General features: G+C 54.1%; 23 protein-coding genes. 10 read left to right on the top strand and 13 right to left on the bottom strand.

What is annotated here, in order from left to right; all coding sequences use genetic code 11:
- Nucleotides 1–2: 2 nt before the first annotated feature.
- The 5 genes from dmsD to B3511_RS09080 form a co-directional block, all read right to left on the bottom strand.
- Nucleotides 3–617, bottom strand: coding sequence for a Tat proofreading chaperone DmsD (dmsD, locus tag B3511_RS09060; protein WP_286781867.1), 615 nt, complete (start codon nucleotides 615–617; stop codon nucleotides 3–5).
- A 42-nt stretch (nucleotides 618–659) separates the two neighbouring features.
- On the bottom strand, nucleotides 660–1,511 hold the full coding sequence (locus tag B3511_RS09065) for a dimethyl sulfoxide reductase anchor subunit family protein (protein ID WP_286781869.1): 852 nt from the start codon (nucleotides 1,509–1,511) through the stop codon (nucleotides 660–662).
- Between the two features lies 1 nt (nucleotide 1,512).
- The gene (locus B3511_RS09070) at nucleotides 1,513–2,130 is read right to left on the bottom strand and encodes a DMSO/selenate family reductase complex B subunit (protein ID WP_040075798.1); all 618 of its coding nucleotides are present in this window, start codon (nucleotides 2,128–2,130) and stop codon (nucleotides 1,513–1,515) included.
- A 10-nt stretch (nucleotides 2,131–2,140) separates the two neighbouring features.
- On the bottom strand, nucleotides 2,141–4,579 hold the full coding sequence (gene ynfE, locus B3511_RS09075) for a selenate/tellurate reductase subunit YnfE (RefSeq protein ID WP_286781870.1): 2,439 nt from the start codon (nucleotides 4,577–4,579) through the stop codon (nucleotides 2,141–2,143).
- Nucleotides 4,580–4,726: 147 nt separating this feature from the next.
- Nucleotides 4,727–5,032 carry a DUF1161 domain-containing protein gene (locus B3511_RS09080; protein WP_040075796.1) on the bottom strand — a complete coding sequence of 102 codons (306 nt, stop codon included), beginning with the start codon at nucleotides 5,030–5,032 and terminating at the stop codon, nucleotides 4,727–4,729.
- A gap of 104 nt (nucleotides 5,033–5,136) precedes the next feature.
- Between B3511_RS09080 and B3511_RS09085 the strand changes: the two genes are divergently transcribed.
- Nucleotides 5,137–5,847 carry a YnfC family lipoprotein gene (locus B3511_RS09085; protein WP_414671873.1) on the top strand — a complete coding sequence of 237 codons (711 nt, stop codon included), beginning with the start codon at nucleotides 5,137–5,139 and terminating at the stop codon, nucleotides 5,845–5,847.
- Between the two features lie 39 nt (nucleotides 5,848–5,886).
- Here the strand turns inward: B3511_RS09085 and B3511_RS09090 are convergent, their stop codons facing one another.
- Complete coding sequence (locus tag B3511_RS09090; RefSeq protein WP_040075794.1) at nucleotides 5,887–6,216, bottom strand: DUF1283 family protein; 330 nt, start codon at nucleotides 6,214–6,216, stop codon at nucleotides 5,887–5,889.
- A 149-nt stretch (nucleotides 6,217–6,365) separates the two neighbouring features.
- On the opposite strand from B3511_RS09090, the gene B3511_RS09095 reads away from it, so the two are divergent.
- The 5 genes from B3511_RS09095 to B3511_RS09115 all read left to right on the top strand — a co-directional run bounded on the left by B3511_RS09095 (nucleotide 6,366) and on the right by B3511_RS09115 (nucleotide 12,158).
- Entirely contained in the window at nucleotides 6,366–6,692 is a 327-nt protein-coding gene (locus B3511_RS09095; RefSeq protein ID WP_046885568.1) for a YnfA family protein, read from the top strand.
- Between the two features lie 110 nt (nucleotides 6,693–6,802).
- The gene (gene rspA / locus B3511_RS09100; RefSeq protein ID WP_286781874.1) at nucleotides 6,803–8,017 is read left to right on the top strand and encodes a starvation-sensing protein RspA; all 1,215 of its coding nucleotides are present in this window, start codon (nucleotides 6,803–6,805) and stop codon (nucleotides 8,015–8,017) included.
- A gap of 11 nt (nucleotides 8,018–8,028) precedes the next feature.
- Complete coding sequence (locus B3511_RS09105; RefSeq protein ID WP_286781876.1) at nucleotides 8,029–9,045, top strand: Zn-dependent oxidoreductase; 1,017 nt, start codon at nucleotides 8,029–8,031, stop codon at nucleotides 9,043–9,045.
- Nucleotides 9,046–9,098: 53 nt separating this feature from the next.
- Entirely contained in the window at nucleotides 9,099–10,478 is a 1,380-nt protein-coding gene (locus tag B3511_RS09110; RefSeq protein ID WP_286781878.1) for an MFS transporter, read from the top strand.
- 216 nt (nucleotides 10,479–10,694) lie between these two features.
- Nucleotides 10,695–12,158: a mannitol dehydrogenase family protein gene (locus B3511_RS09115; RefSeq protein ID WP_286781880.1), complete on the top strand. Its 1,464-nt coding sequence runs from the start codon at nucleotides 10,695–10,697 to the stop codon at nucleotides 12,156–12,158.
- Nucleotides 12,159–12,199: 41 nt separating this feature from the next.
- Here the strand turns inward: B3511_RS09115 and ydfZ are convergent, their stop codons facing one another.
- Complete coding sequence (ydfZ, locus tag B3511_RS09120) at nucleotides 12,200–12,403, bottom strand: putative selenium delivery protein YdfZ (RefSeq protein WP_040075787.1); 204 nt, start codon at nucleotides 12,401–12,403, stop codon at nucleotides 12,200–12,202.
- Nucleotides 12,404–12,665: 262 nt separating this feature from the next.
- Between ydfZ and B3511_RS09125 the strand changes: the two genes are divergently transcribed.
- Nucleotides 12,666–13,097: a universal stress protein gene (locus B3511_RS09125; RefSeq protein WP_286781882.1), complete on the top strand. Its 432-nt coding sequence runs from the start codon at nucleotides 12,666–12,668 to the stop codon at nucleotides 13,095–13,097.
- A 42-nt stretch (nucleotides 13,098–13,139) separates the two neighbouring features.
- Here the strand turns inward: B3511_RS09125 and B3511_RS09130 are convergent, their stop codons facing one another.
- The 5 genes from B3511_RS09130 to B3511_RS09150 all read right to left on the bottom strand — a co-directional run bounded on the left by B3511_RS09130 (nucleotide 13,140) and on the right by B3511_RS09150 (nucleotide 16,457).
- Nucleotides 13,140–13,826 (bottom strand): GntR family transcriptional regulator, encoded by a 687-nt coding sequence (locus tag B3511_RS09130; RefSeq protein WP_040075785.1) that lies wholly within the window; start codon nucleotides 13,824–13,826, stop codon nucleotides 13,140–13,142.
- Between the two features lie 90 nt (nucleotides 13,827–13,916).
- Nucleotides 13,917–14,663 (bottom strand): bifunctional NADP-dependent 3-hydroxy acid dehydrogenase/3-hydroxypropionate dehydrogenase YdfG, encoded by a 747-nt coding sequence (gene ydfG / locus B3511_RS09135; RefSeq protein WP_046885572.1) that lies wholly within the window; start codon nucleotides 14,661–14,663, stop codon nucleotides 13,917–13,919.
- An 88-nt stretch (nucleotides 14,664–14,751) separates the two neighbouring features.
- Complete coding sequence (locus B3511_RS09140; RefSeq protein ID WP_046885573.1) at nucleotides 14,752–14,997, bottom strand: YmjA family protein; 246 nt, start codon at nucleotides 14,995–14,997, stop codon at nucleotides 14,752–14,754.
- A 160-nt stretch (nucleotides 14,998–15,157) separates the two neighbouring features.
- Nucleotides 15,158–15,901 carry an LEM-3-like GIY-YIG domain-containing protein gene (locus B3511_RS09145; RefSeq protein ID WP_046885574.1) on the bottom strand — a complete coding sequence of 248 codons (744 nt, stop codon included), beginning with the start codon at nucleotides 15,899–15,901 and terminating at the stop codon, nucleotides 15,158–15,160.
- Between the two features lie 166 nt (nucleotides 15,902–16,067).
- Nucleotides 16,068–16,457, bottom strand: coding sequence for a hypothetical protein (locus tag B3511_RS09150; protein WP_286781886.1), 390 nt, complete (start codon nucleotides 16,455–16,457; stop codon nucleotides 16,068–16,070).
- Between the two features lie 39 nt (nucleotides 16,458–16,496).
- On the opposite strand from B3511_RS09150, the gene B3511_RS09155 reads away from it, so the two are divergent.
- Together B3511_RS09155 and B3511_RS09160 are read left to right on the top strand one after the other, a co-directional pair.
- Nucleotides 16,497–16,937, top strand: a complete 441-nt coding sequence (locus B3511_RS09155) for a hypothetical protein (RefSeq protein ID WP_286781888.1) — start codon at nucleotides 16,497–16,499, stop codon at nucleotides 16,935–16,937.
- 261 nt (nucleotides 16,938–17,198) lie between these two features.
- Nucleotides 17,199–17,882, top strand: coding sequence for an RluA family pseudouridine synthase (locus B3511_RS09160; RefSeq protein ID WP_286781890.1), 684 nt, complete (start codon nucleotides 17,199–17,201; stop codon nucleotides 17,880–17,882).
- A gap of 6 nt (nucleotides 17,883–17,888) precedes the next feature.
- On the opposite strand, the gene B3511_RS09165 is transcribed toward B3511_RS09160, so the two are convergent.
- Nucleotides 17,889–18,428 carry a DUF2058 domain-containing protein gene (locus tag B3511_RS09165; protein ID WP_286781892.1) on the bottom strand — a complete coding sequence of 180 codons (540 nt, stop codon included), beginning with the start codon at nucleotides 18,426–18,428 and terminating at the stop codon, nucleotides 17,889–17,891.
- Between the two features lie 125 nt (nucleotides 18,429–18,553).
- Here B3511_RS09165 and dcp point away from each other — a divergent pair, with 125 nt between their 5' ends.
- The gene (dcp, locus tag B3511_RS09170) at nucleotides 18,554–20,599 is read left to right on the top strand and encodes a peptidyl-dipeptidase Dcp (protein WP_286781894.1); all 2,046 of its coding nucleotides are present in this window, start codon (nucleotides 18,554–18,556) and stop codon (nucleotides 20,597–20,599) included.
- Nucleotides 20,600–20,640: the final 41 nt, after the last annotated feature.

The raw sequence follows: 20,640 nt of genomic DNA on the forward strand, positions 1-20,640 counted from the left end.
TATCAACGATAGAGCGGTTTTTTCGCGACCGGGACGGGCAGCGCCGTTCGCCACGACTCCAGCGTCAGGCGGGCCAGTTGGGCGAGCGCGCTATAGAATGGATGCTGTGCCTCCTGTTCCAGCACGGTGAGAAAACGCTGACTCCAGGGCAGCAGATGTTCTGCCAGTAGCGCATCGCGGGCATCGTCACGCCCGTTTTCACTTAGCCAGGCGGCGAGCATCAACAGGGTACCGAAATGATCTTCGGGCTCATTTTGCTGAGCCTCAAAGGTTATGGCGTTATCACGCATCCACTGGCGCAGCGCGAGCGTCGAGTCACCAAATAGCACCGATTCACGATCCAGCCAAACCGAACCCCATGGCGGAGCAGGTAGCGCATAGGGGCCGATAAAGAGCCGCTGCCAGGCTTCAGGTAACGGTTCATCGGCCGGCGCTTGCAGGATCTCAACCACAGGTTGCAGCTGTTCCGATGAAAGAGGCCAGTCGGCGGCCCAGTCCGTTGTGGAGAGGGCCGTTACCAGCGGTGCCGCCTCGGCGCTATCCGGTGCGTACCAGAACAGGGCGCCCAGAACCCGGGCGCTAAAAGCGAAAGATTCGCGATGTAAAACAGAATTCATGCCAACATCCCTTGCAGTGGCGCGGGGCAAACCCGCGCCGGTTTATCCGGCGATAGCCACGCCGGTGGTCATATGCAGACCATAAAAAAGGCCACGGCCGATTAACTCACCCACGACGACCAGAACAAGCCCTGCAGCAAGCCCCCAGGTTTTCGGCGACTGGCGTCGCAGCAGTGGGCACAGCCAGCATCCCAGCCCGGCAGCAAGCAGTATGATACGCCACACCTGCAGCGAACCATACTCCGGCAACAGGGTACTGGCCTGCTGCACAGAGCTGTGAACAGTGGCGAGCATGTTGCTTTGCAGCACCACCGCTGCCACAGTAGCCAGCAGCGCCAGGACGCTTAATGCCGCCGCCTGGCTATGGACCTTCACTTTTGCCGCCTGCAATAACAGCGCAGCCAAAATCGGGCCGCCCAACAGCACCGTCAGGAAGAAGCCCAGGGTGGTATATCCATTATGCCAGGTGGGGACGGTATCGATCTGATAGACGCGGGTCATTGCCCAGACAAAACCGATCCCCAGCATTTGGGTGATCACCAGCCAGGCGGTGTAGAGCGCATCCGGCAGTTTCTTCAACATCGCCAGCAACCAGCCGAGGCCGCCTACGGCAAAGAAGAGCGAACCACTGGCGATTTCGTTACTGAGGGCAGAGGCCCCGATGCGGTTCAGGGAGTTAAAGGCCCGCAGCGGCGAGCCCAGATGCAGCACCGAGGCAATAAAGCCCGCCCCCATCACCAGCCAGACGAAGAACATCATGCGCAGGATCCGCTCCCGTGCCGGACCCTCGCTTTCCCGCATCAGGACAAAACCCATTACCAGTATTGCCCCCACGGCACACTGCCCAAATACCGTAAAAATGACCAGAGGCCACTCATGCCATCCGCTTCCCATCTCACACCTCCTTCGGATTGGCCAGATAGCCGGTGGTATCACCCGTTGGTCGGCTGTTGGCATTGGGTTTAATGACAATACTTGGTTTCGTAAAATGCGCCGACGGCAGCGGCGCAACGGCCGCCAGCTTGCCGTGTTTCTGCCGTAGCTCGTCGATCGGGCCGAAGTCCAGCGCACGCAGCGGGCAGGACTCCACGCAGACTGGCTTTTTGCCCTCTGCCACGCGATCGTAACAGCCATCGCATTTGGTCATGTGGCCTTTGGCGGCGTTGTACTGCGGCGCGCCGTACGGGCAGGCCATATGGCAATAACGGCAGCCAATGCAGACCTCTTCGTTAACCACCACAAAGCCGTCTTCCCGCTTGTGCATGGCGCCGCTCGGGCAGACTTTGGTGCAGGCCGGGTCTTCGCAGTGGTTACAGGCAATCGACAGATAGTAGGCAAAGACGTTCTGCTGCCAGACGCCGTTATCCTCCTGCCAGTCGCCCCCTGCGTATTCATAAATGCGGCGGAAGCTCACGTCCGGGGTCAGATCTTTGTAATCTTTACAGGCCAGCTCGCAGGTTTTGCACCCGGTGCAGCGGCTGGAGTCAATATAAAATCCATACTGGGTGGTCATCGACTACTCCTTATGCCTTCTCAATTTGCACCAGGTTGGTGTGCTGAGGGTTCCCCTTCGCCAGCGGTGAGGGGCGGTGCGTGGTGAGGGTGTTAACGCAGGCACCGTGATCGACGCGATCGCCATTCATGTCGGCGTTATGCCAGGCACCCTGGCCCATCGCGCTGACGCCGGGCATGATGCGCGGCGTGACTTTTGCGGCAATACGCAGTTCGCCGCGGCCATTAAACACCCGGACCAGATCGCCGTTTTTGATCCCTCGCGACGCGGCATCGAGCGGATTGATCCACACCTCCTGGCGACAGGCGGCCTCCAGCACGTCGATGTTGCCGTAGGTTGAGTGGGTGCGTCCCTTGAAGTGGAAACCAAAAAGCTGAAGCGGATAGCGGTCGCGCGCCGGATCATCCCAGCCTTCAAAGGTGTGAGCATAGATAGGTAGGGGGCTGATGGTCTCGTCTGGCGCAAGCTCCCAGCGATGGGCGATATCTGCAAGCTTGCTGGAGTAGATTTCAATTTTGCCGGAGGGCGTTTTCAGCGGGTTGTTAAGAGGGTCTTCGCGGAATTTCTTGTACGCCACAAAGTGGCCAGCAGGATCGCGTCGCTTATAGATGCCCATTTTCTTCAGCTCATCATAAGCGGGTAAAAGCGGATCCCGGGCCACCATCTTCGCATAAAGGTATTGCAGCCATTCTGATTGCGTGCGCCCCTCTGTAAATTTATCGTAGACATCCTTGCCGAGACGTTTAGCCACCTCACTCATGATCCAGTAGATAGGTTTGCGCTCAAATTTGGGCGAGGTCGCCGGCTGCAGGAAGATGAGATATCCCATATTCCCGGCGTAGTCGTTAGGGATGATATCTTCCTGCTCTACGGTCATTAAATCGGGCAGCAGCAGGTCGGCGTACTTCGCCGAGGAGGTCATAAAGTTGTCGATCACCACAATCATCTCGCATTGACTCTCGTCCTGCAGAATGGCGTGGGTTTTGTTGATATCCGAATGCTGGTTAGTGATGCAGTTACCGGCATAGTTCCAGATAAATTTGATGGGGACATCCAGCTTCTCTTTACCGCGTACGCCATCGCGGGTAGCGGTCATTTCCGGTCCGCGGGCGATGGCATCCGTCCAGCTAAAGCAGGAGATTTGCGTTTTCACCGGATTTTCCAGCACCGGCATGCGCTCGATGGTGATGGTATAGGTAGATTCCCGCGCGCCACTGTTGCCACCATGTATGCCGACGTTGCCGGTAAGGATTGGCAGCATTGCGATGGCGCGCGCACTCAGCTCGCCGTTGGCATGACGCTGTGGCCCCCACCCCTGGCTGATATAGGCCGGTTTAGCGCTGCCGATTTCACGCGCCAGCTTCACAATACGTTCGGCAGGAATACCGGTAATTTTCGCCGCCCATTCAGGTGTTTTGGCGAGACCGTCCTCGCCGTCTCCCAGAATCCAGGCTTTGTAATGCCCGTTGGCCGGGGCACCTTCTGGCAGGGTTTTTTCGTCGTATCCCACGCAATAGGTATCAAGAAAGGCTTGATCAACCCGATTTTCGGTAATCAATACCCAGGCCAGGGCGCTCACCAGTGCGGCGTCGGTGCCGGGACGGATGGGTATCCATTCATCTTCACGCCCGGCCGCGGTGTCGGTATAGCGCGGATCGATGACGATCATTCGGGCGTTTGAGCGCTCCCGCGCCTGTTCGAGGTAGTAGGTAATACCCCCGCCGCTCATGCGCGTCTCCGTCGGGTTGTTGCCAAACATGACGACCAGCTGGCTGTTTTCGATGTCGGAAGTGCTGTTACCCTCGTTGCTGCCGTAGGTGTAGGGCATGGCACAGGCTATCTGTGCGGTACTGTAAGTACCATAATGGCTGAGGAAGCCGCCGTAACAGTTCATCAGGCGTGCCACCAGTGAGGCATACGGGGACGAACGGGTCACGTTGCCGCCAACGATGCCAGAGGAGTAGTTGATGTAGACCGCTTCGTTACCGTACTGGCTTACCACCTTTTTCAGGCTGTCGGTCAGCAGGTCCAGGGCTTCATCCCAGCTGATACGTTCATATTTTCCTTCGCCGCGTTTGCCCACCCGTTTCATCGGATAGTTAAGGCGATCCGGGTGATTCATACGCCGGCGGATAGAGCGGCCGCGCAGGCAGGCGCGAACCTGGTGATTGCCGTAGATATCTTCGCCGGTGTTATCGGTTTCGACCCGCCACACTTCGTCATCGCGAACGTGCAGACGCAGCGCGCAGCGGCTGCCACAGTTAACAGAACAGGCGCCCCAGACGACTTTATCTTCTGCAGGCTGCGTGGCTTGCTGAATTGCCGCAGCCGCGCTACGTAACCCAAAAGGCAAGGAAATCCCGCCCGCTGCAAGCGCGAGGGAACCGATAGCGGTGGATTTGACGAGGCTTCGGCGACTGATCGCCCCCCAGTGCTGATGATCGGACATAGCTCACTCCATCGTTATTGTTGTGCAAACAATTTCATGCCTGATGATTACCAGGCTAATGACGAAGGGAGTGTTACCTGTTTAGAGGTAGAAAATATTAATCCTTATCAATGAAGAGGGCATTTCCCCCGCCAGGGCGGGGGAAAGTTACTGGGGTTCGGTGGGGGCATTGTCTTGCGTGGCGGCACCGCTTACCGGGTAATTGCCGCTGCTGGTGCGGGTATAGAGAATTTTATAACTGTCATTAGCACAGTGACCAACAACCTGAGCATCGGGTTGATCGCTTTGGTCATTCGGCACAATGTTGAGGGTAAAACCCGACTCGGGTACGCCATTATTGATAATTCGCTGCTGTATATCGCTTTTAACCCGTTCGCAGGAATCGGGTGCCGCCAGTGCAGCCGGAGCCACGCCAGCCAGCAGCAGTGCAGTAATCAAAGGTAACTGTTTCATAACCGCCTCCTTTAGTTTGGCATCAGGTTAATTTTAGCAGGCTTAGTGTAAACGTCTGTATTTGCTAATATGATTGAGAATTATCTCCAGATTTGGTGAGTTACGTGAAGAAAATTGCAGCCAGTTTAGCCCTGACGACGCTGTTGGCGGGATGTGATAACGCCTCAGCACCGCTTTCGTTTACGCCTGAAATGGCAAGCTTTTCTAATGAATTTGACTTTGATCCCCTGCGCGGACCGGTAAAAGAGTTCAGTCAGACTCTGATGAATGAGAAAGGGGAAGTGGCGAAACGGGTCAGCGGTTCGTTATCCACCGAAGGGTGTTTCGATACCCTGGAGATCCACGACATCGAATCGAATTCGGGGGTGGCGCTGGTACTTAATGCTAACTACTACCTCGACGCGCAGACGATGCAGAAAAAGTTGCGTTTACAGGGTAAATGTCAGCTGGCCGAGATGGTTGCTTCAGGCACTTCATGGGAGACCAATGACGCCGGATTTATTGTCAGCGCGCACGGGAAAGAGACCGATGTTAGCTATCGTTACGATGTGGATGGGTACCCGTTGGGCAAGACGAGCGTTTCAGGGGAGCAACGGCTGTCGGTGGCCTCCAAACCTTCTGCGGATCTTCGCAAGCGGCTGGATTATACCGCCATCAGCATGCTGAACGACAAGACGCTGGGCAACGTCAAACAGAGTTGCGATTACGATCGCCATGACAACCCCGTGACCTGCGAGCTCCTGATTGTGGATCAGAGCGTAAAACCGGCGCAGGAACACAAATACACCATCAAAAACACAATTGATTACTATTGAGAAACCGCGCAGGGATCTGCGCGGTAAAGTGCAGGGCGATTAGGGTGCCAGGCTGCGGCCGGTGCGGCGGTCAAGGCAGCGCAGGGTGTTGGGTTCCCAGTAGGCATTAACGTTCGCGCTTTGCTGGCACTTATCGCGCGCATCAAAGGCCACGTCCTCTTTATCCCACTCTTTCTCTGCGCGGGTATTAACTTTATGGCGCAGGCTGCGGGTGTCGTTCCACTGCTCTTTATCCATTGCAGCGTTCTGACGGCTTTGCGCGCTATCCCCGGATTCGATAATCAACTTGCTGGTATTGGCAGAGACTGGAGCGATAAACATCGCCGCCAGCAGGGCAACCAGTCCGAAACGTGTACTCAATTTATTCATAATGATCTCCTCCCGAGCGGCGAAGATTGGTAAATGACGCCGTCGATTCTGTAACAGTCCATTTTGAGGGCAAAGCCACATCAGCTGTGTGGAACGCTTCCTTTTAGAGTTGGGTATAATAACTCAACCCCCCTCAAAGTACGTTAAATATGATTAAAACAACTTTACTCTTTTTCGCCACTGCAGTTTGTGAAATTTTGGGCTGTTTCCTGCCCTGGCTCTGGCTGAAACGGGGTGGTTCGGTGTTTCTGTTGCTGCCTGCGGCGGTAGCGCTGGCGCTGTTTGTCTGGTTATTGACTCTGCATCCGGCGGCCAGCGGCAGAGTCTATGCCGCCTACGGTGGTGTCTATGTCTGTACGGCTCTCCTCTGGTTACGGGTCGTGGATGGGGTGAAACTGAGCTCGTATGACTGGGCAGGCGCGGCGATAGCGCTCTGCGGCATGCTGATTATCGTGGCAGGATGGGGGCGCCCCTGAGCGCCTCTTTTTGTGATCCGGTGAGGATTTTTTGATCGCAATACTTGTATGGTAGTAGGCTTATTGCATAAATTTCCTGCATCACAACGCAAGATGTAAGGAACCGGAACATGAAGATTGTTGGGGCTGAAGTATTTGTTACCTGCCCAGGACGTAATTTTGTCACGCTGAAAATTACCACTGACGACGGTATCGTCGGGCTTGGCGATGCCACTCTGAATGGTCGCGAGCTTTCTGTCGCCTCCTACCTGAAAGATCACCTCTGTCCGCAGCTGATTGGCCGCGATGCGCATCGCATCGAGGATATCTGGCAGTTCTTCTACAAAGGCGCTTACTGGCGTCGCGGCCCGGTGACTATGTCTGCTCTTTCGGCCGTGGATATGGCGCTGTGGGACATTAAGGCTAAAGCGGCAAACATGCCGCTCTATCAGCTGTTGGGCGGCGCCTCCCGTGAAGGGGTGATGGTTTACTGCCACACCACCGGCCATAGCATTGATGATGTGCTGGAAGATTACGACCGCCACAAAGAGATGGGCTTTAAGGCGATTCGTGTGCAGTGCGGTGTGCCAGGTATGAAAACCACCTACGGCATGTCGAAGGGCAAAGGGCTGGCCTACGAGCCTGCCACCAAAGGCAACTGGCCAGAAGAGCAGCTCTGGTCAACCGAAAAATATCTCGATTTCACACCGAAGCTGTTCGATGCCGTGCGGAATAAATTTGGTTTTAACGAGCATTTGCTGCACGACATGCACCACCGTCTGACGCCAATTGAAGCCGCGCGTTTCGGTAAAAGCATCGAGGCGTTCCGCATGTTCTGGATGGAAGATCCTACGCCGGCAGAGAACCAGGCGTGCTTCCGTTTAATTCGTCAGCATACCGTAACCCCGATTGCGGTAGGCGAAGTCTTTAATAGCATCTGGGACTGCAAACAGCTGATTGAAGAACAGCTGATTGACTACATCCGCACCACCATTACCCACGCGGGGGGGATCACCGGCATGCGTCGTATCGCCGATTTCGCCTCGCTCTATCAGGTACGTACCGGCTCGCACGGGCCGTCGGATCTGTCGCCGATCTGCCACGCGGCGGCTCTTCATTTTGACCTGTGGGTGCCGAACTTTGGCGTACAGGAGTATATGGGCTATTCCGAACAGATGCTGGAAGTCTTCCCGCATAGCTGGCGTTTCGACAACGGCTACATGCACCCAGGCGACAAGCCCGGACTCGGCATCGAGTTTGATGAAAAACTGGCCGCAAAATATCCCTACGACCCCGCCTATCTGCCGGTTGCCCGTCTGGAAGATGGCACCCTGTGGAACTGGTAAAGGAGCAGAAGATGAAAAGTATCGTCATCCAGAAACCTGAAGAGCTGGTCATTGAAGAGCGACCGCGGGCAGAGCCCGCAGCCGGGGAGGTGCGGGTTAAGGTGAAGCTGGCGGGAATTTGTGGTTCCGATAGCCATATCTATCGTGGCCATAACCCCTTCGCCAAATATCCACGGGTCATCGGTCATGAATTCTTTGGTGTGATTGATGCCGTGGGCGAGGGGGTTGACCACGCGCGCATAGGGCAGCGAGTCTCTGTCGACCCGGTGATCAGCTGCGGCCACTGCTATCCCTGTTCGGTGGGTAAGCCCAATGTCTGTACCTCACTGGTGGTGCTGGGGGTGCACCGTGACGGCGGCTTTAGCGAGTATACCGTGGTGCCAGAAAAAAATGCCTGGCCCATCCCGGATACCATCAGCGACAGACATGCGGTCATGGTGGAGCCCTTCACGATTGCCGCGAACGTCACCGGACATGCCAGCCCTCTGGAACAGGATGTGGCCTTGATTTATGGGGCGGGCCCCATGGGCCTGGTTACCACTCAGGCGCTCAAAGGGGTGTACAACGTCAGTCAGGTCATCGTGGTCGATCGTATCGACGAGCGTCTGGAGATGGCGCAACGCAGCGGTGCGGACTGGGTGATTAACAACGGCAATCGTTCACTGCAGGCAGAGCTGGAAGCAAAAGGGATCAAACCGACGTTAATCATCGACGCGGCCTGTCATCCGTCGATTTTGCAGGAAGCCGTTACGCTGGCATCCCCTGCGGCACGTATTGTGCTGATGGGCTTTTCCAGCGAGCCAAGCCAGGTTATCCAGCAAGGGATCACCGGCAAAGAGTTGTCGATCTTCTCGTCGCGACTGAATGCCAATAAGTTCCCGGTGGTGATTAGCTGGCTCGAGCAGGGACTTATCGACCCCGACAAACTTATTACCCATACCTTTGATTATCACGATGTTAAAGACGCCATTGAACGCTTTGAAAAAGACCAGCGGCACTGCTGCAAGGTATTACTGACGTTCTCTTAATTATGACGAATGCGGTTTGGTAGTACGCATCTTACCCTGTTGAGATAGCCAATATGACTCAAGTACAACATGAAAGAAGCACCTCTGATCTCGTCAAAGCCGCAGTCTCGGGCTGGCTTGGGACTGCACTCGAATTTATGGATTTTCAGCTCTACTCGCTGGGCGCCGCGCTGGTCTTTCACGAGATTTTCTTCCCGGAACAGTCTGCCGCAATGGCCCTGATCCTGGCGATGGGTACCTACGGCGCGGGGTATATCGCCCGTATCGTGGGGGCCTTTATTTTCGGGAAAATGGGCGACAGCATTGGCCGTAAAAAAGTGCTATTTATCACCATTACCATGATGGGGATCTGCACCACCCTGATTGGCGTGCTGCCTACTTATGCGCAGATCGGGATTTTTGCGCCGGTGTTGCTGGTCACGCTGCGTATCATCCAGGGGCTGGGCGCCGGGGCGGAAATCTCCGGGGCAGGCACCATGCTGGCGGAGTATGCGCCGAAAGGTAAACGCGGGATCATCTCTTCACTGGTGGCGATGGGCACCAACTGCGGCACCCTGAGCGCCACTGCGATCTGGGCGATTATGTTCTTTGCCCTCGACCGGGAAGAGCTGGTGGCATGGGGCTGGCGTATCCCGTTCCTTGCAAGCGTGGTGGTCATGATCTTTGCTATCTGGTTGCGTATGAACCTGAAAGAGAGCCCGGTCTTTGAAAAGGTGAATGCCGAAGAGGCGCCAGCCGTGACTGCGCCGCAGGAGAGCACTCTGGGGGCAATGTTCAAAAGCAAATCCTTCTGGCTGGCGACCGGCTTGCGCTTTGGTCAGGCGGGTAACTCCGGGTTGATTCAGACGTTCCTGGCGGGCTATCTGGTACAGACGCTGCTGTTTAATAAGAGCATCCCTACCGATGCGCTGATGATCAGTTCGTTCCTGGGCTTTATCTCGATTCCACTGCTGGGCTGGCTCTCAGATAAGTTTGGTCGTCGCTTACCCTATATTATCCTCAATATTTCGGCCATTCTTCTGGCCTGGCCGATGCTGTCGATTATCGTCGACAAAGCCAACGCGCCAGGGGTGATCATGGCGTCCATTATCATCATCCACAACGTCGCGGTGCTGGGGCTGTTTGCACTGGAAAACATTACCATGGCGGAGATGTTTGGCTCGCGTAATCGCTTTACCCGCATGGCGATCTCGAAAGAGGCGGGGGGGCTGGTGGCGGTGGGCTTCGGTCCGGTGCTGGCAGGAATTTTCTGCAATATGACCGGCGCCTGGTGGCCGATCGCGGTCATGGTGGTGGTCTACTCGGTGATTTGTCTGGTCTCTGCCGTGTTGATGCCCGAAGTGCGTGATCGCGATCTGAGCGCCCTGGAAGATGCAGCCGAAGCAAAGCCTGCGCGGGATGGCGCACGCGCTAAGCAGGGCGCTTTATCCTGATGGCGAATGTTGTCACACAGCTTTTAATAGCTATCACACCACTTACCTAAAAGTTAACGTAAATCAATAACCCGGCTTCAACAATCAGTATGGTAGATGGCAGCTCTCTTTTTTATAGCTTCTACCATTCTAGTTAGTTTAGTAAGCCGGTGCCGCCGCGACTCCTCTGGGACGCGGCGACGCGCCTGAGATAAATCACCGCTAAAAGAGTCAATTATGGAAAATCCGTTATTAAAGGCAAACGCGACGCTCCCGCGCTACGATCGAAATACCCTGCAAACGCGCATTGTTCATCTCGGTTTTGGTGCATTCCACCGTGCGCATCAGGCAGTCTACACCGATATCCTGGCGGCAGAGCAGGGCAGCGACTGGGGATACTGCGAGGTTAATTTGATCGGCGGTGAGCAGCAAATTGCCGATCTTCGCGCGCAGGATAACCTCTATACCGTAGCGGAAATGTCTGCCGATGCCTGGACTGCACGCATTGTTGGGGTGGTCACAAAAGCGCTGCATGTGGATGTGGACGGCCTGGAAACCGTGCTGGCAGCCTTGTGCGACCCGCAAATCGCCATCGTTTCGCTGACCATTACGGAAAAAGGTTATTGCCATGCACCTGCCTGCGGGGAACTGATGCTCGATCATCCGTTTATCGTGGCAGACCTGCAAAACCCCCATCAGCCAAAATCTGCTCCCGGCGTGGTGGTCGAGGCGCTATCTCGTCGCAAACAGCGAGGGCTGTCGGCCTTTACCGTGATGTCGTGTGACAACATGCCTGAAAATGGTCACGTTACCCGAAATGTTATTTGTGCTTACGCCCGGGCGGTAGAAAGCGAGCTGGCGGAATGGATTGAAGCGAACGTCACCTTCCCGTCCACCATGGTGGATCGTATTGTGCCTGCCGTTACCGCCGATACGCTGGATAAAATCGCGCACATCACCGGCGTACGCGACCCTGCCGGGGTTGCCTGTGAACCCTTCCGCCAGTGGGTAGTAGAGGATAACTTTGTAGCAGGGCGACCGGCGTGGGAAAAGGCAGGGGCGGAGCTGGTTGCAGATGTTGTCCCCTTCGAAGAGATGAAGCTGCGTATGTTAAACGGCAGCCACTCCTTCCTCGCCTATCTGGGCTATCTGGCGGATTATCAGCATATCAATGACTGCATGGAAGATACGAACTACCGCCACGCAGCGCAGGCGCTGATGCTCCAGGAGCAGGCGCCCACGTTGAAGGTGAAAGGGGTGGATCTTCACCGTTATGCTGAGCTGTTAATTGCCCGCTACAGCAATCCGGCGTTGCGTCACCGCACCTGGCAGATCGCCATGGACGGTAGCCAGAAACTGCCGCAGCGAATGCTCGACTCCGTGCGCTGGCATCGGGCACATCAACGTAGCTTCCCGCTGTTGGCGCTGGGCGTGGCGGGCTGGATGCGCTATGTGAGCGGAGTAGATGAGCAGGGACAACCTATCGAGGTGTGCGACCCGCTGCTGCCGGTTATTCAGGCGGCGGTACAGCACAGTGAAGAAGGGGTGAGTCGGGTCACGGCGCTGTTGGGTATTGAAGCGATTTTCGGCAATGAATTACCGCAGGATGAAATCTTCGTTGAGGCGGTGAAACAGGCTTATCTCACGCTGTTGAAGCTGGGAGCGAAGGCGACGGTGGCGCAGTACGCCTCTTCCCGCTGAGTCAGGACATGCCGCCGTGCGCGGCGGCATGATTCGTCCTCTTAATGCAAACCGAGGCGGATGAGTTCAACCGGTTCGAATCGGCCTTCTACGCCCTCGACTTCTACCGTTTTGCTGCGGCGTACCTGAGCGGCGCTCAGCCCTTCGCTATGAATCGCGCGGATGGTGCCTGTAGTGCCGGTGCTGTTAATCATTACCCGGCTGCCGGTGGAAATTGCGTTACGGTTGCGGTCGTAAGTCATCATCATATTTCTCCTCTAATGCTAACCGAAGCGACGTGATGGTTCTTGCCGCTCACGGGATAGTATTAATACGCCTGTAGCGCAGCCGTTTTTTTGTTTTTGATCAAACTCACACTTTTTTATCTCACAGCAAGAATAACTCAGGCCGACATTTCTTTACCTCTTAAGGTAATTTCCTGACGGGACTGTTTAGGAATGGTTTGATTTCATCGTGTCACTCTTAATACCGTTAAGCAATCTGGCTAGCGCAATAAGGAGAGAGACGATGTACAAAAGAATATTGATGCCTGTCGATGTCTTTGAAATGGATTTAAGCGATAAAGCGGTGCGCCATGCTTCTTTTCTCGCTATGGCTGATAATGCCACCATCACGCTATTAAACATTCTGCCGGTCAGCGGACGCGCCATGTTAAGAGGTTTCTCGTCAGACATTAAAAAGTTTGAAAACTATATGACGCAAGAGTCAGAAAAGAAGATGAATGAGTTGAAGCGGCTATTCGATATTGCGCCGGAAAATATTCAGACGCGGGTACGATTCGGTAATGTGCGTGACGAAATCATTGCCATGAGTGCTGACGGTGAATATGACGTGATTGTTATTGGCTCAAAAAAACCGGGCGTCACCACCCATCTGTTAGGCTCAAATGCCGAATCCGTCTTACGCTATGCCAAAATTCCGGTATTAGTGGTTCGCTAATTATTTTGCCGCATCCTGGTAATATAACAGGATGCGGCAGCATTACTCTTCGCTAAACCAGTCGCTATTTTCTTGACGAATTAACTGCACGGACTCGCCAATCTCTTGCAGATGCAGCGTCATCGCCTTTTCCACCGCATCCCCATCGCGTTTTTCCAGCGCGCTGAAAATATCGTAGTGTTGGCGTAACAGCATCTCGGGCGGGGAGACATGGTCAAGGCTCATATAACGCACCCGATCGATAGTCGCCTTAATGTTTTCAACCGTATCCCAGGCCAGCTGGCAGTCGGCGATTTGCGCCAGCTTCTGGTGGAATTCGTCGTCGAGCTGGAAAAAGTCATTAAGTTGCTTGCGCTCAATGGCTATACGCTGCTGGTGCAGATTTTGTTCCAGCAAATAACACTGATTGTCGTTTACCTGGCTGGCGGCGCGACGGACCACCGCACACTCAATAGCCTGGCGCACGAAGCAGCCATTACGCACCTGATTAAGCGAGATTTTATTAACATAGCTGCCGCGCTGCGGACGGATCTGGATGAGTCCGTTTTCAGCCAGTTTGATAAAAGCTTCACGCACTGGCTGACGTGAGACGTCAAAGCGCACGGAGACCTCTTTTTCCGACAGCGGCGTTCCCGGCGGAATCAGGCAACGCACGATATCGCGGCGCAAAATGCGGTAGATTTGCTGGTTGACGGGCTGTGTAGGATTAAGTTGCGATTCTGCGGCCATGCGTTGTGATTTCTCGAAGAATTAAGCGGTAAATACTACCATTCTTTTGCCGGTCATCCCATACCCGGCCCGCAGGCCGGGAGAGGAAGATCAGCCGCGATGGACGCTCAGGCCAGCAAAGCTCTGGCTGACCGGCATCATCTCTACGGTGTTGATATTGACATGCTTCGGCAGGGTCGCGACCCACCAGACCGTCTCGGTGACATCTTCTGGGGTCAGGGCCTGGGTATTCTCGTAGGTTTTACCGGCTTTATCGTCGTCGCCTTTGAAGCGCACGTTAGAGAACTCGGTTCCGCCCACCAGACCGGGCTCGATATCGGTCACGCGAAGAGCGGTGCCGTGCAGATCGGTACGCAGGTTGAGGCTGAATTGACGAACAAAAGCTTTCGTGGCGCCATAAACGTTACCCCCTGCGTAAGGCCAGCTGCCCGCAGTAGAGCCAATATTAATGACATGGCCGCGGTTACGCTCAACCATACCCGGCAGCACGGCACGGGTCATATAGACCAGTCCTTTGTTGTTGGTGTCGATCATCGTTTCCCAGTCTTCAACGCTGGCTTTATGCGCAGGCTCCATGCCCAGCGCCAGACCGGCGTTGTTAACCAGCACATCAATTTCACGCCACTCGGCAGGGAGGTTTGCGATCATCTCTTCAATGGCGGCGCGGTTACGCACGTCCAGCTGCGCGGTCAGAATGCTGTCACCCAGCTCATCCTTCAGCTCTTGCAAACGCTCCTGACGGCGGCCTGTCGCAATGACTTTGTGACCGTTGGCCACAAAACGACGGGTAATACTTTCACCAAAACCTGCGGTCGCTCCAGTTACTAAAATAATCATCTCACTGTTCCTCAACGCTTTTTGTGTTGTACTACCATAGCATGTGATCTGGCGCAGGGTAAGGGCCGCTGCATGGCCTTAATGTGGGCTACTCATTGCCCCACTGATTGAGGAAGTTGGCAACGTCATCAATGCGCAGCGGGTTAATACCGGCCTCGGCGGCCATCTCTTGCTGGGCTTCTTCACTGATCTCCTCGTTATTCATTAAACGGGTGATCAGCAGCTGAAAATAGTGCGCCAGCGTGTCGCGCTCGGCGTCGTTAACGGCAATGTCCGTTTCAGTAGCGTACTCGTCAACGATGTCGTAAAACTTGAGGGGAATGTCGTGGTTCATTGTTTTCTCCGAAAGAGTGCCGGGGATTGGGTTGGCTGTGAGAGATAATAGCATTGTAATGGCTCAGCCTGGCACTCTTCAGGTTTGCGGGATGTTAGGAAAAAGAATATGTGCCCGCGTTCTTCACTGCAAAACAGCCACCTCGGGCATAAATTAGGGGTTAATTGCCAGTACCGACCTTAACAAAGGGACTGCCATAGCCTGGTCTTTTACTGATGAGTTTACCAACATATAAATCCCGAACCTCCTGTGAGGCCACTCTTCCCACAAACTCCATACGTTTGGTTTCCGGTTTGAGAGTTAGCTCACGGGTGAAGTATTGTTGTGAACCTGCTTTAATCCAGCACTCAATTTGATATACCTCCATCACAAGCCCACCGTAGGTGGCATAGGCAAATTTGAGGTTATCATCTTTCGGAACTCTCGCCCAAACGCCGCGCGTCGCCTCATATAATGCGAGATCGCTCATGCCTGATTTGTAGGTGCTATTTAATAAGAACGCCAGCCCGGCGTGTTCCGGCGCTATTGTTGTCTCTTCTTTAAGCAGTAATCGGTGCAGTTCATCGAGCGTGATGCGGCCCATTAATGAACTACTCCCACGGACTTTATTGGTAAGCGTATCTACGCCTAGTAGATCGATACAGGTCGCTTCTACCAGTTTCGCAGCCGATTCCTCCATGCCGTGACGAAGGATGTCGATGCCCAGGCTATTTCTGGCCATAAGCGCTTTAATTTGTGTTGATTTGGGTGATTCATCGGGGCGTTTAATATGGTCAATACAGCGTACACCTTTGCCCTTGCCAATGTAAAAAGGTCTCTTCGTCTCATCCTCGAGATCATAAAAGGCGTAAACATAGGATTGCGCCATATTTAATGATTTTGCATATTTGGATAAATCCATCACAGTTCAGCTTCCTTGATTGTCAGGATAAATTACGAGTAACACTATCGGCATTTTTAAGCAGAGCTTCACTGTTTATACCGGTGCCATTTCGCCTTAAAACTAAACAACCCCTTTCCTCTATCAATTAGAAAAGAAGGTTTTGTATTTATGGTGTTCGACATTCATTTCATGATCGATTTTCCAGATACGACGCATAAGGGAGGTGATAACAGATGAACGTCCCGTCTCTGGAACACCCGTTCTGGTCTTCATCTTCCCACTCTTCGCAGAAAGTGCGCAGGCTCTCGTCGTCAAACTCAATCGTGACAGAACCATCGTATTCCCGATCAAAGAAGAGCGACAGACTGGTGCTGCTGTGCGGCCATACCGGCTCGACCGCTATATGGGGATAGTGTGCTTTAAACCAGCTTAATAACGCTGCTCTACCCGGCGGGTTTTCACTCTTTTTAAAATTATCATCATGCTTTATGGGAAATTTGCGGCCGAATACCACGAAATAACAATCTTTTTTCTTCTCTTCGAAATAGTTATCGAGACACCAGATAAGTTGCGGCATAAAAAGTGACGGTTGAAGACAGGGGATAGGTATTATAGCATGAAATGTATCTCTCTCATAAATAAGAACTACCCTGATAAAAAGCCTGCCTCAATTTTTATGACACATGCTGTCACTCTGACGGACTTTGATAAAGCGGCGTGCATTATTAATAAGGGTATCGTTGAACGGCTCTGCATCCAAATAAAGCCTTATTATTGCCCAACGGCCGAGTGGATTACGGCTTTTCACCAAAACTACACTAACCGGTGCGCAAGTTTTGCAATCACAGGGAGGGGCGTCTGCTATCTCAGCCTTGATCAAGTTAATGTTGACATTCACGGGCTCCAGGCGGTAATGACGCATCTGGCGCTGGTGGTAGAGCAGGTCAATATTCAACTGGGCAATGAAAGTATTCTTTCTATTGTTGATTTAGCAGATTCCGGGATGGAAATTCGGGAGGATATTTCAGGTCTGCTCGATTCTATTAGCTGGAGCTAATAAGCATGGCGGGCGTAAGCGTTTTTTATTATCTACGCTGTTATTAATAATTCCCGCTCTTACGGACGTGTAATCCCAGCTTACTTTGCGTAATCAGAAAAGAAAAAAGAGGTCATTCTTCCGCGCCGCCAGTTAAGGGGGCGAGGGCGCTTGCCTTTCATCGGCAGAGCGGGCGCGTAACATTCACTCTGCAGCGTGGCAATTCGCGTAGCGGTAAATAATGGGATATTATTCGCCCCCTTTCTTACAGCGGGCGACCTGATGTCTACCATTGTTGATACCTTTATTGCACCACCGTGCCATGACGAAATAGAGATCCTCTATGAGGACGAACACCTGGTGCTGATCAACAAACCTGCCGGCTTGCTCAGTCTGTCGGGTAAAAACCCGCAGAATCTTGATTCGGTGCATTACCGCCTGGTCCAGCGATTCCCCGGATGCGCGCTGGTGCATCGTCTCGATTTTGGCACATCCGGGCTGATGGTGGTCGCTCGCACTAAACCCATTAACGCGGCGCTTTGCCAGCAGTTCAGCCAGCGCATCGTAAAAAAAGGCTACAGCGCGCTGCTCTGTGGCCACCTTCGCCATGATGAAGGGGTAATTGATGCGCCCATTGCTAGAGATCCTGCGTTGTTTCCGTTGATGTCGATTTGCGCTATCAAGGGTAAGCCAGCACGCTCTCGCTATCGGACTCTGGAGCGTTTTTATCGCGACGGTCTGCCAGTAAGCCGGGTGGCACTTACCCCCGAGACCGGGCGAACCCATCAACTGCGCATTCATTGCCAGCACCTGGGCCACCCGATATTAGGCTGCGATCTCTACGGCGGGCGTCTGCAGCCGGGCACGGAACAGACGTTGCGGTTGATGCTGCATGCCAGCGAGCTGCATTTTGTCCATCCGGTCAGCCATGCGGTGATAGAGATACATCATGCCAGCCCGTTCTGACGCGGTTTACCACATCAGGTCATCAGGGATCTTGAAATCGGCGTAAGGATCGTCCTGATCTTGCTCCTCCTGACTCAGCGCACTGTGTAACACAATACTGCCGGCATCACGCTGGGCAATTTTCTCGGCAACGCTCGCCGGGATGATGGCGTATTCGCCTTCCGGTTTGTTATCAACGGCCAGACGCGCAATGGCGAGACGTCCGTTAATCAACTGGGCCTGGGTGGTTTTATCCACTTCCAGCTTTTTAATGACGTTATTGTCGGTAAAGTTAAAGGTAATATTGCCTTTAGAGAGGAGAATGCGGTTCATTTCAATGAGCTGCTTCACCTGCGCTTTGAACTCTTTAGAGAGCACTGCCTGCTTCTGCTGTTCGCTCAGCTGCTTATCCCGCTCTTGCTGCGCCTTTTTATTCTCTTCTACGGCTTCACGCGCCTCACGGGCCTGAACGCGCGACTTCTTAGCGGTTCTCTGGACTTTGGCCATTTTCTTGCTGGTGACCAGGCCAGCTTTGAGCATTTGCTCTTGTAAGGTGAGTTTTGTCATCGTCTTCTCTGAACCCGTTAAACATTTTCCACGATTATACCTGCAATTATTAACAGGATACCAGGATTGCAGGGAGTGGCGCGCTGGCCTACTCTGGTGAGATTCACCCTATTCAGGAGTTCGTCATGTCGCAGCACAATCCTTTTTTTGAAATCAGCGCGTTACCTTACCAGGCCCCGCCTTTTGACCGTATCAACGACGACGATTATCGTCCGGCCTTTGACGAAGCGATCCGCCAGAAGCGTGAAGAGATTGACGCCATCATTAGCCAGCGCCTGCCGCCTGATTTTGACAACACGATTTTAGCGCTGGAAAAGAGCGGGGCGCTGCTGTCGCGCGTCAGTAGTGTTTTTTTCGCCATGACCTCAGCACATACCAACGACTCTCTGCAGGCGCTGGAGGAGGCGGTTTCAACCGAACTGGCGGCGCTCTCAAATGATATCTGGCTTAACGATGCCCTTTTTGACCGCGTTGAGGCTGTCTATAACCAGCGGCTTGACCAGGCCCCGGATGCTGAATCCCTGCGCCTGACTGAAGAGCTTTATCAGCGTTTTATTCTGGCCGGCGCGCGGCTGGATGCCGCAGGTAAGGAAGAACTAAAAGCGTTAAATACCGAGTCGGCGACGCTGACCAGTCAGTTCAATCAGCGGCTTCTGGCTGCGGATAAAGCGGGTGGGCTGGTGCTCGATTATCGCCATCAGCTTGATGGTCTCAGCCCGGCAGAGGTAGCCGCCGCCGCGCAGGCCGCAGAGGAGAAGGGGCTCCAGGATCGCTGGTTGATTCCGCTGCTTAACACCACCCAACAGCCCGCGTTGCAACAGCTTCGTGACAGGCAAACCCGTGAAAATCTTTTTCAGGCCAGTTGGCTGCGCACGCAGAAGGGCGACCAAAACGATACCCGCGCTATCGTCTGTCGCCTGGCCGCGCTGCGTGCCCGGCAGGCTGAACTGCTCAACTTCGAGAGTTTTGCCAACTGGAAGCTGGCCGACCAGATGGCGCAAACGCCGCAGGCGGCGCTGGAGTTTATGCGCGGCATTGTCCCGGCGGCGCGAGGGCGCGCGCTAAAAGAGCTGGCGGACATTCAGCATGTAATTGACGCTGAGCAAGGCGGCTTTACGGCTCAGGCCTGGGACTGGTCTCTCTATGCCGAGCGCGTGCGGCTGGCGAAATATGCGCTGGATGAGAGTCAGGTCAAACCTTTCTTTGAACTCAATACGGTGCTCACCGATGGCGTTTTTTGGGCGGCAAGCCAGCTCTTTGGTATTCGCTTTGTTGAGCGTAGCGATATCCCGGTGTATCACCCGGATGTCCGCGTCTGGGAGATCTTCGATGATAACGACGACGGGCTGGCGCTATTCTACGGCGATTTCTTTGCCCGTGATTCGAAAGGCGGAGGCGCGTGGATGGGCAACTTCGTCGAGCAATCTCATGAGTTCGCCACGCGGCCGGTAATCTACAACGTCTGTAACTACCAGAAACCGGCCAATGGCCAGCCTGCGCTGATCTCCTGGGACGATGTCATCACCCTGTTCCATGAATTTGGCCATACACTGCATGGGCTTTTTGCCAGCCAGCGTTACCCCACGCTTTCAGGGACCAATACACCGCGCGATTTTGTGGAATTTCCTTCGCAGATCAACGAACACTGGGCCAGCCATCCGCAGGTTTTTGCCCACTACGCTCGTCATTTCGAGACCGGAGAGCCAATGCCGGACGCGCTGCGTGAGAAAATGCTCAGCGCCACCCAGTTTAATAAAGGCTATGACATGACCGAACTGCTGAGTGCCGCGCTGCTGGATATGAACTGGCACAGTATCAGCGCCGATAAAGCACCGCAGGATGTCGACTCCTTCGAAGCCGCAGCCCTCGAGAAAGAGCAACTCAATCTTCCGGCCATACCGCCACGCTATCGTAGCAGCTATTTTGCCCATATTTTCGGCGGCGGTTACGCGGCGGGTTATTACGCCTATCTCTGGACGCAAATGCTGGCCGACGACGGCTATCAGTGGTTTGTGGAGCAGGGCGGATTAAACCGCGAGAACGGGCAGCAATTCCGCGAAGCGATTTTATCCCGTGGGAATAGTACTGATTTAGCGGAACTTTATCGCGTGTGGCGTGGGCACGATCCTAAGATTGAGCCGATGCTGAAAAACAGGGGGTTGAGTGAGTAATATTGATATTGTGAAGCGATTTTTAGCCTAACGATGAGAGG

The organism is Leclercia sp. UBA1284, from assembly GCF_002308415.1.
In the GTDB taxonomy this organism is placed as follows: Bacteria; Pseudomonadota; Gammaproteobacteria; order Enterobacterales; family Enterobacteriaceae; genus Enterobacter; species Enterobacter pneumoniae.

Bases quoted from the DNA above. Each gene is read 5' to 3' on its own strand.
- B3511_RS09090 (WP_040075794.1), bottom strand. From the start codon at position 6,216: ATGAATAAATTGAGTACACGTTTCGGACTGGTTGCCCTGCTGGCGGCG.
- B3511_RS09110 (WP_286781878.1), top strand. From the start codon at position 9,099: ATGACTCAAGTACAACATGAAAGAAGCACCTCTGATCTCGTCAAAGCC.
- B3511_RS09105 (WP_286781876.1), top strand. From the start codon at position 8,029: ATGAAAAGTATCGTCATCCAGAAACCTGAAGAGCTGGTCATTGAAGAG.
- B3511_RS09095 (WP_046885568.1), top strand. From the start codon at position 6,366: ATGATTAAAACAACTTTACTCTTTTTCGCCACTGCAGTTTGTGAAATT.
- dmsD (WP_286781867.1), bottom strand. From the start codon at position 617: ATGAATTCTGTTTTACATCGCGAATCTTTCGCTTTTAGCGCCCGGGTT.
- B3511_RS09080 (WP_040075796.1), bottom strand. From the start codon at position 5,032: ATGAAACAGTTACCTTTGATTACTGCACTGCTGCTGGCTGGCGTGGCT.
- B3511_RS09140 (WP_046885573.1), bottom strand. From the start codon at position 14,997: ATGAACCACGACATTCCCCTCAAGTTTTACGACATCGTTGACGAGTAC.
- dcp (WP_286781894.1), top strand. From the start codon at position 18,554: ATGTCGCAGCACAATCCTTTTTTTGAAATCAGCGCGTTACCTTACCAG.
- B3511_RS09130 (WP_040075785.1), bottom strand. From the start codon at position 13,826: ATGGCCGCAGAATCGCAACTTAATCCTACACAGCCCGTCAACCAGCAA.
- B3511_RS09155 (WP_286781888.1), top strand. From the start codon at position 16,497: ATGAAATGTATCTCTCTCATAAATAAGAACTACCCTGATAAAAAGCCT.
- B3511_RS09150 (WP_286781886.1), bottom strand. From the start codon at position 16,457: ATGCCGCAACTTATCTGGTGTCTCGATAACTATTTCGAAGAGAAGAAA.
- B3511_RS09115 (WP_286781880.1), top strand. From the start codon at position 10,695: ATGGAAAATCCGTTATTAAAGGCAAACGCGACGCTCCCGCGCTACGAT.
- B3511_RS09165 (WP_286781892.1), bottom strand. From the start codon at position 18,428: ATGACAAAACTCACCTTACAAGAGCAAATGCTCAAAGCTGGCCTGGTC.
- B3511_RS09125 (WP_286781882.1), top strand. From the start codon at position 12,666: ATGTACAAAAGAATATTGATGCCTGTCGATGTCTTTGAAATGGATTTA.
- B3511_RS09070 (WP_040075798.1), bottom strand. From the start codon at position 2,130: ATGACCACCCAGTATGGATTTTATATTGACTCCAGCCGCTGCACCGGG.
- B3511_RS09065 (WP_286781869.1), bottom strand. From the start codon at position 1,511: ATGGGAAGCGGATGGCATGAGTGGCCTCTGGTCATTTTTACGGTATTT.
- rspA (WP_286781874.1), top strand. From the start codon at position 6,803: ATGAAGATTGTTGGGGCTGAAGTATTTGTTACCTGCCCAGGACGTAAT.
- ydfZ (WP_040075787.1), bottom strand. From the start codon at position 12,403: ATGATGACTTACGACCGCAACCGTAACGCAATTTCCACCGGCAGCCGG.
- B3511_RS09160 (WP_286781890.1), top strand. From the start codon at position 17,199: ATGTCTACCATTGTTGATACCTTTATTGCACCACCGTGCCATGACGAA.
- ydfG (WP_046885572.1), bottom strand. From the start codon at position 14,663: ATGATTATTTTAGTAACTGGAGCGACCGCAGGTTTTGGTGAAAGTATT.
- ynfE (WP_286781870.1), bottom strand. From the start codon at position 4,579: ATGTCCGATCATCAGCACTGGGGGGCGATCAGTCGCCGAAGCCTCGTC.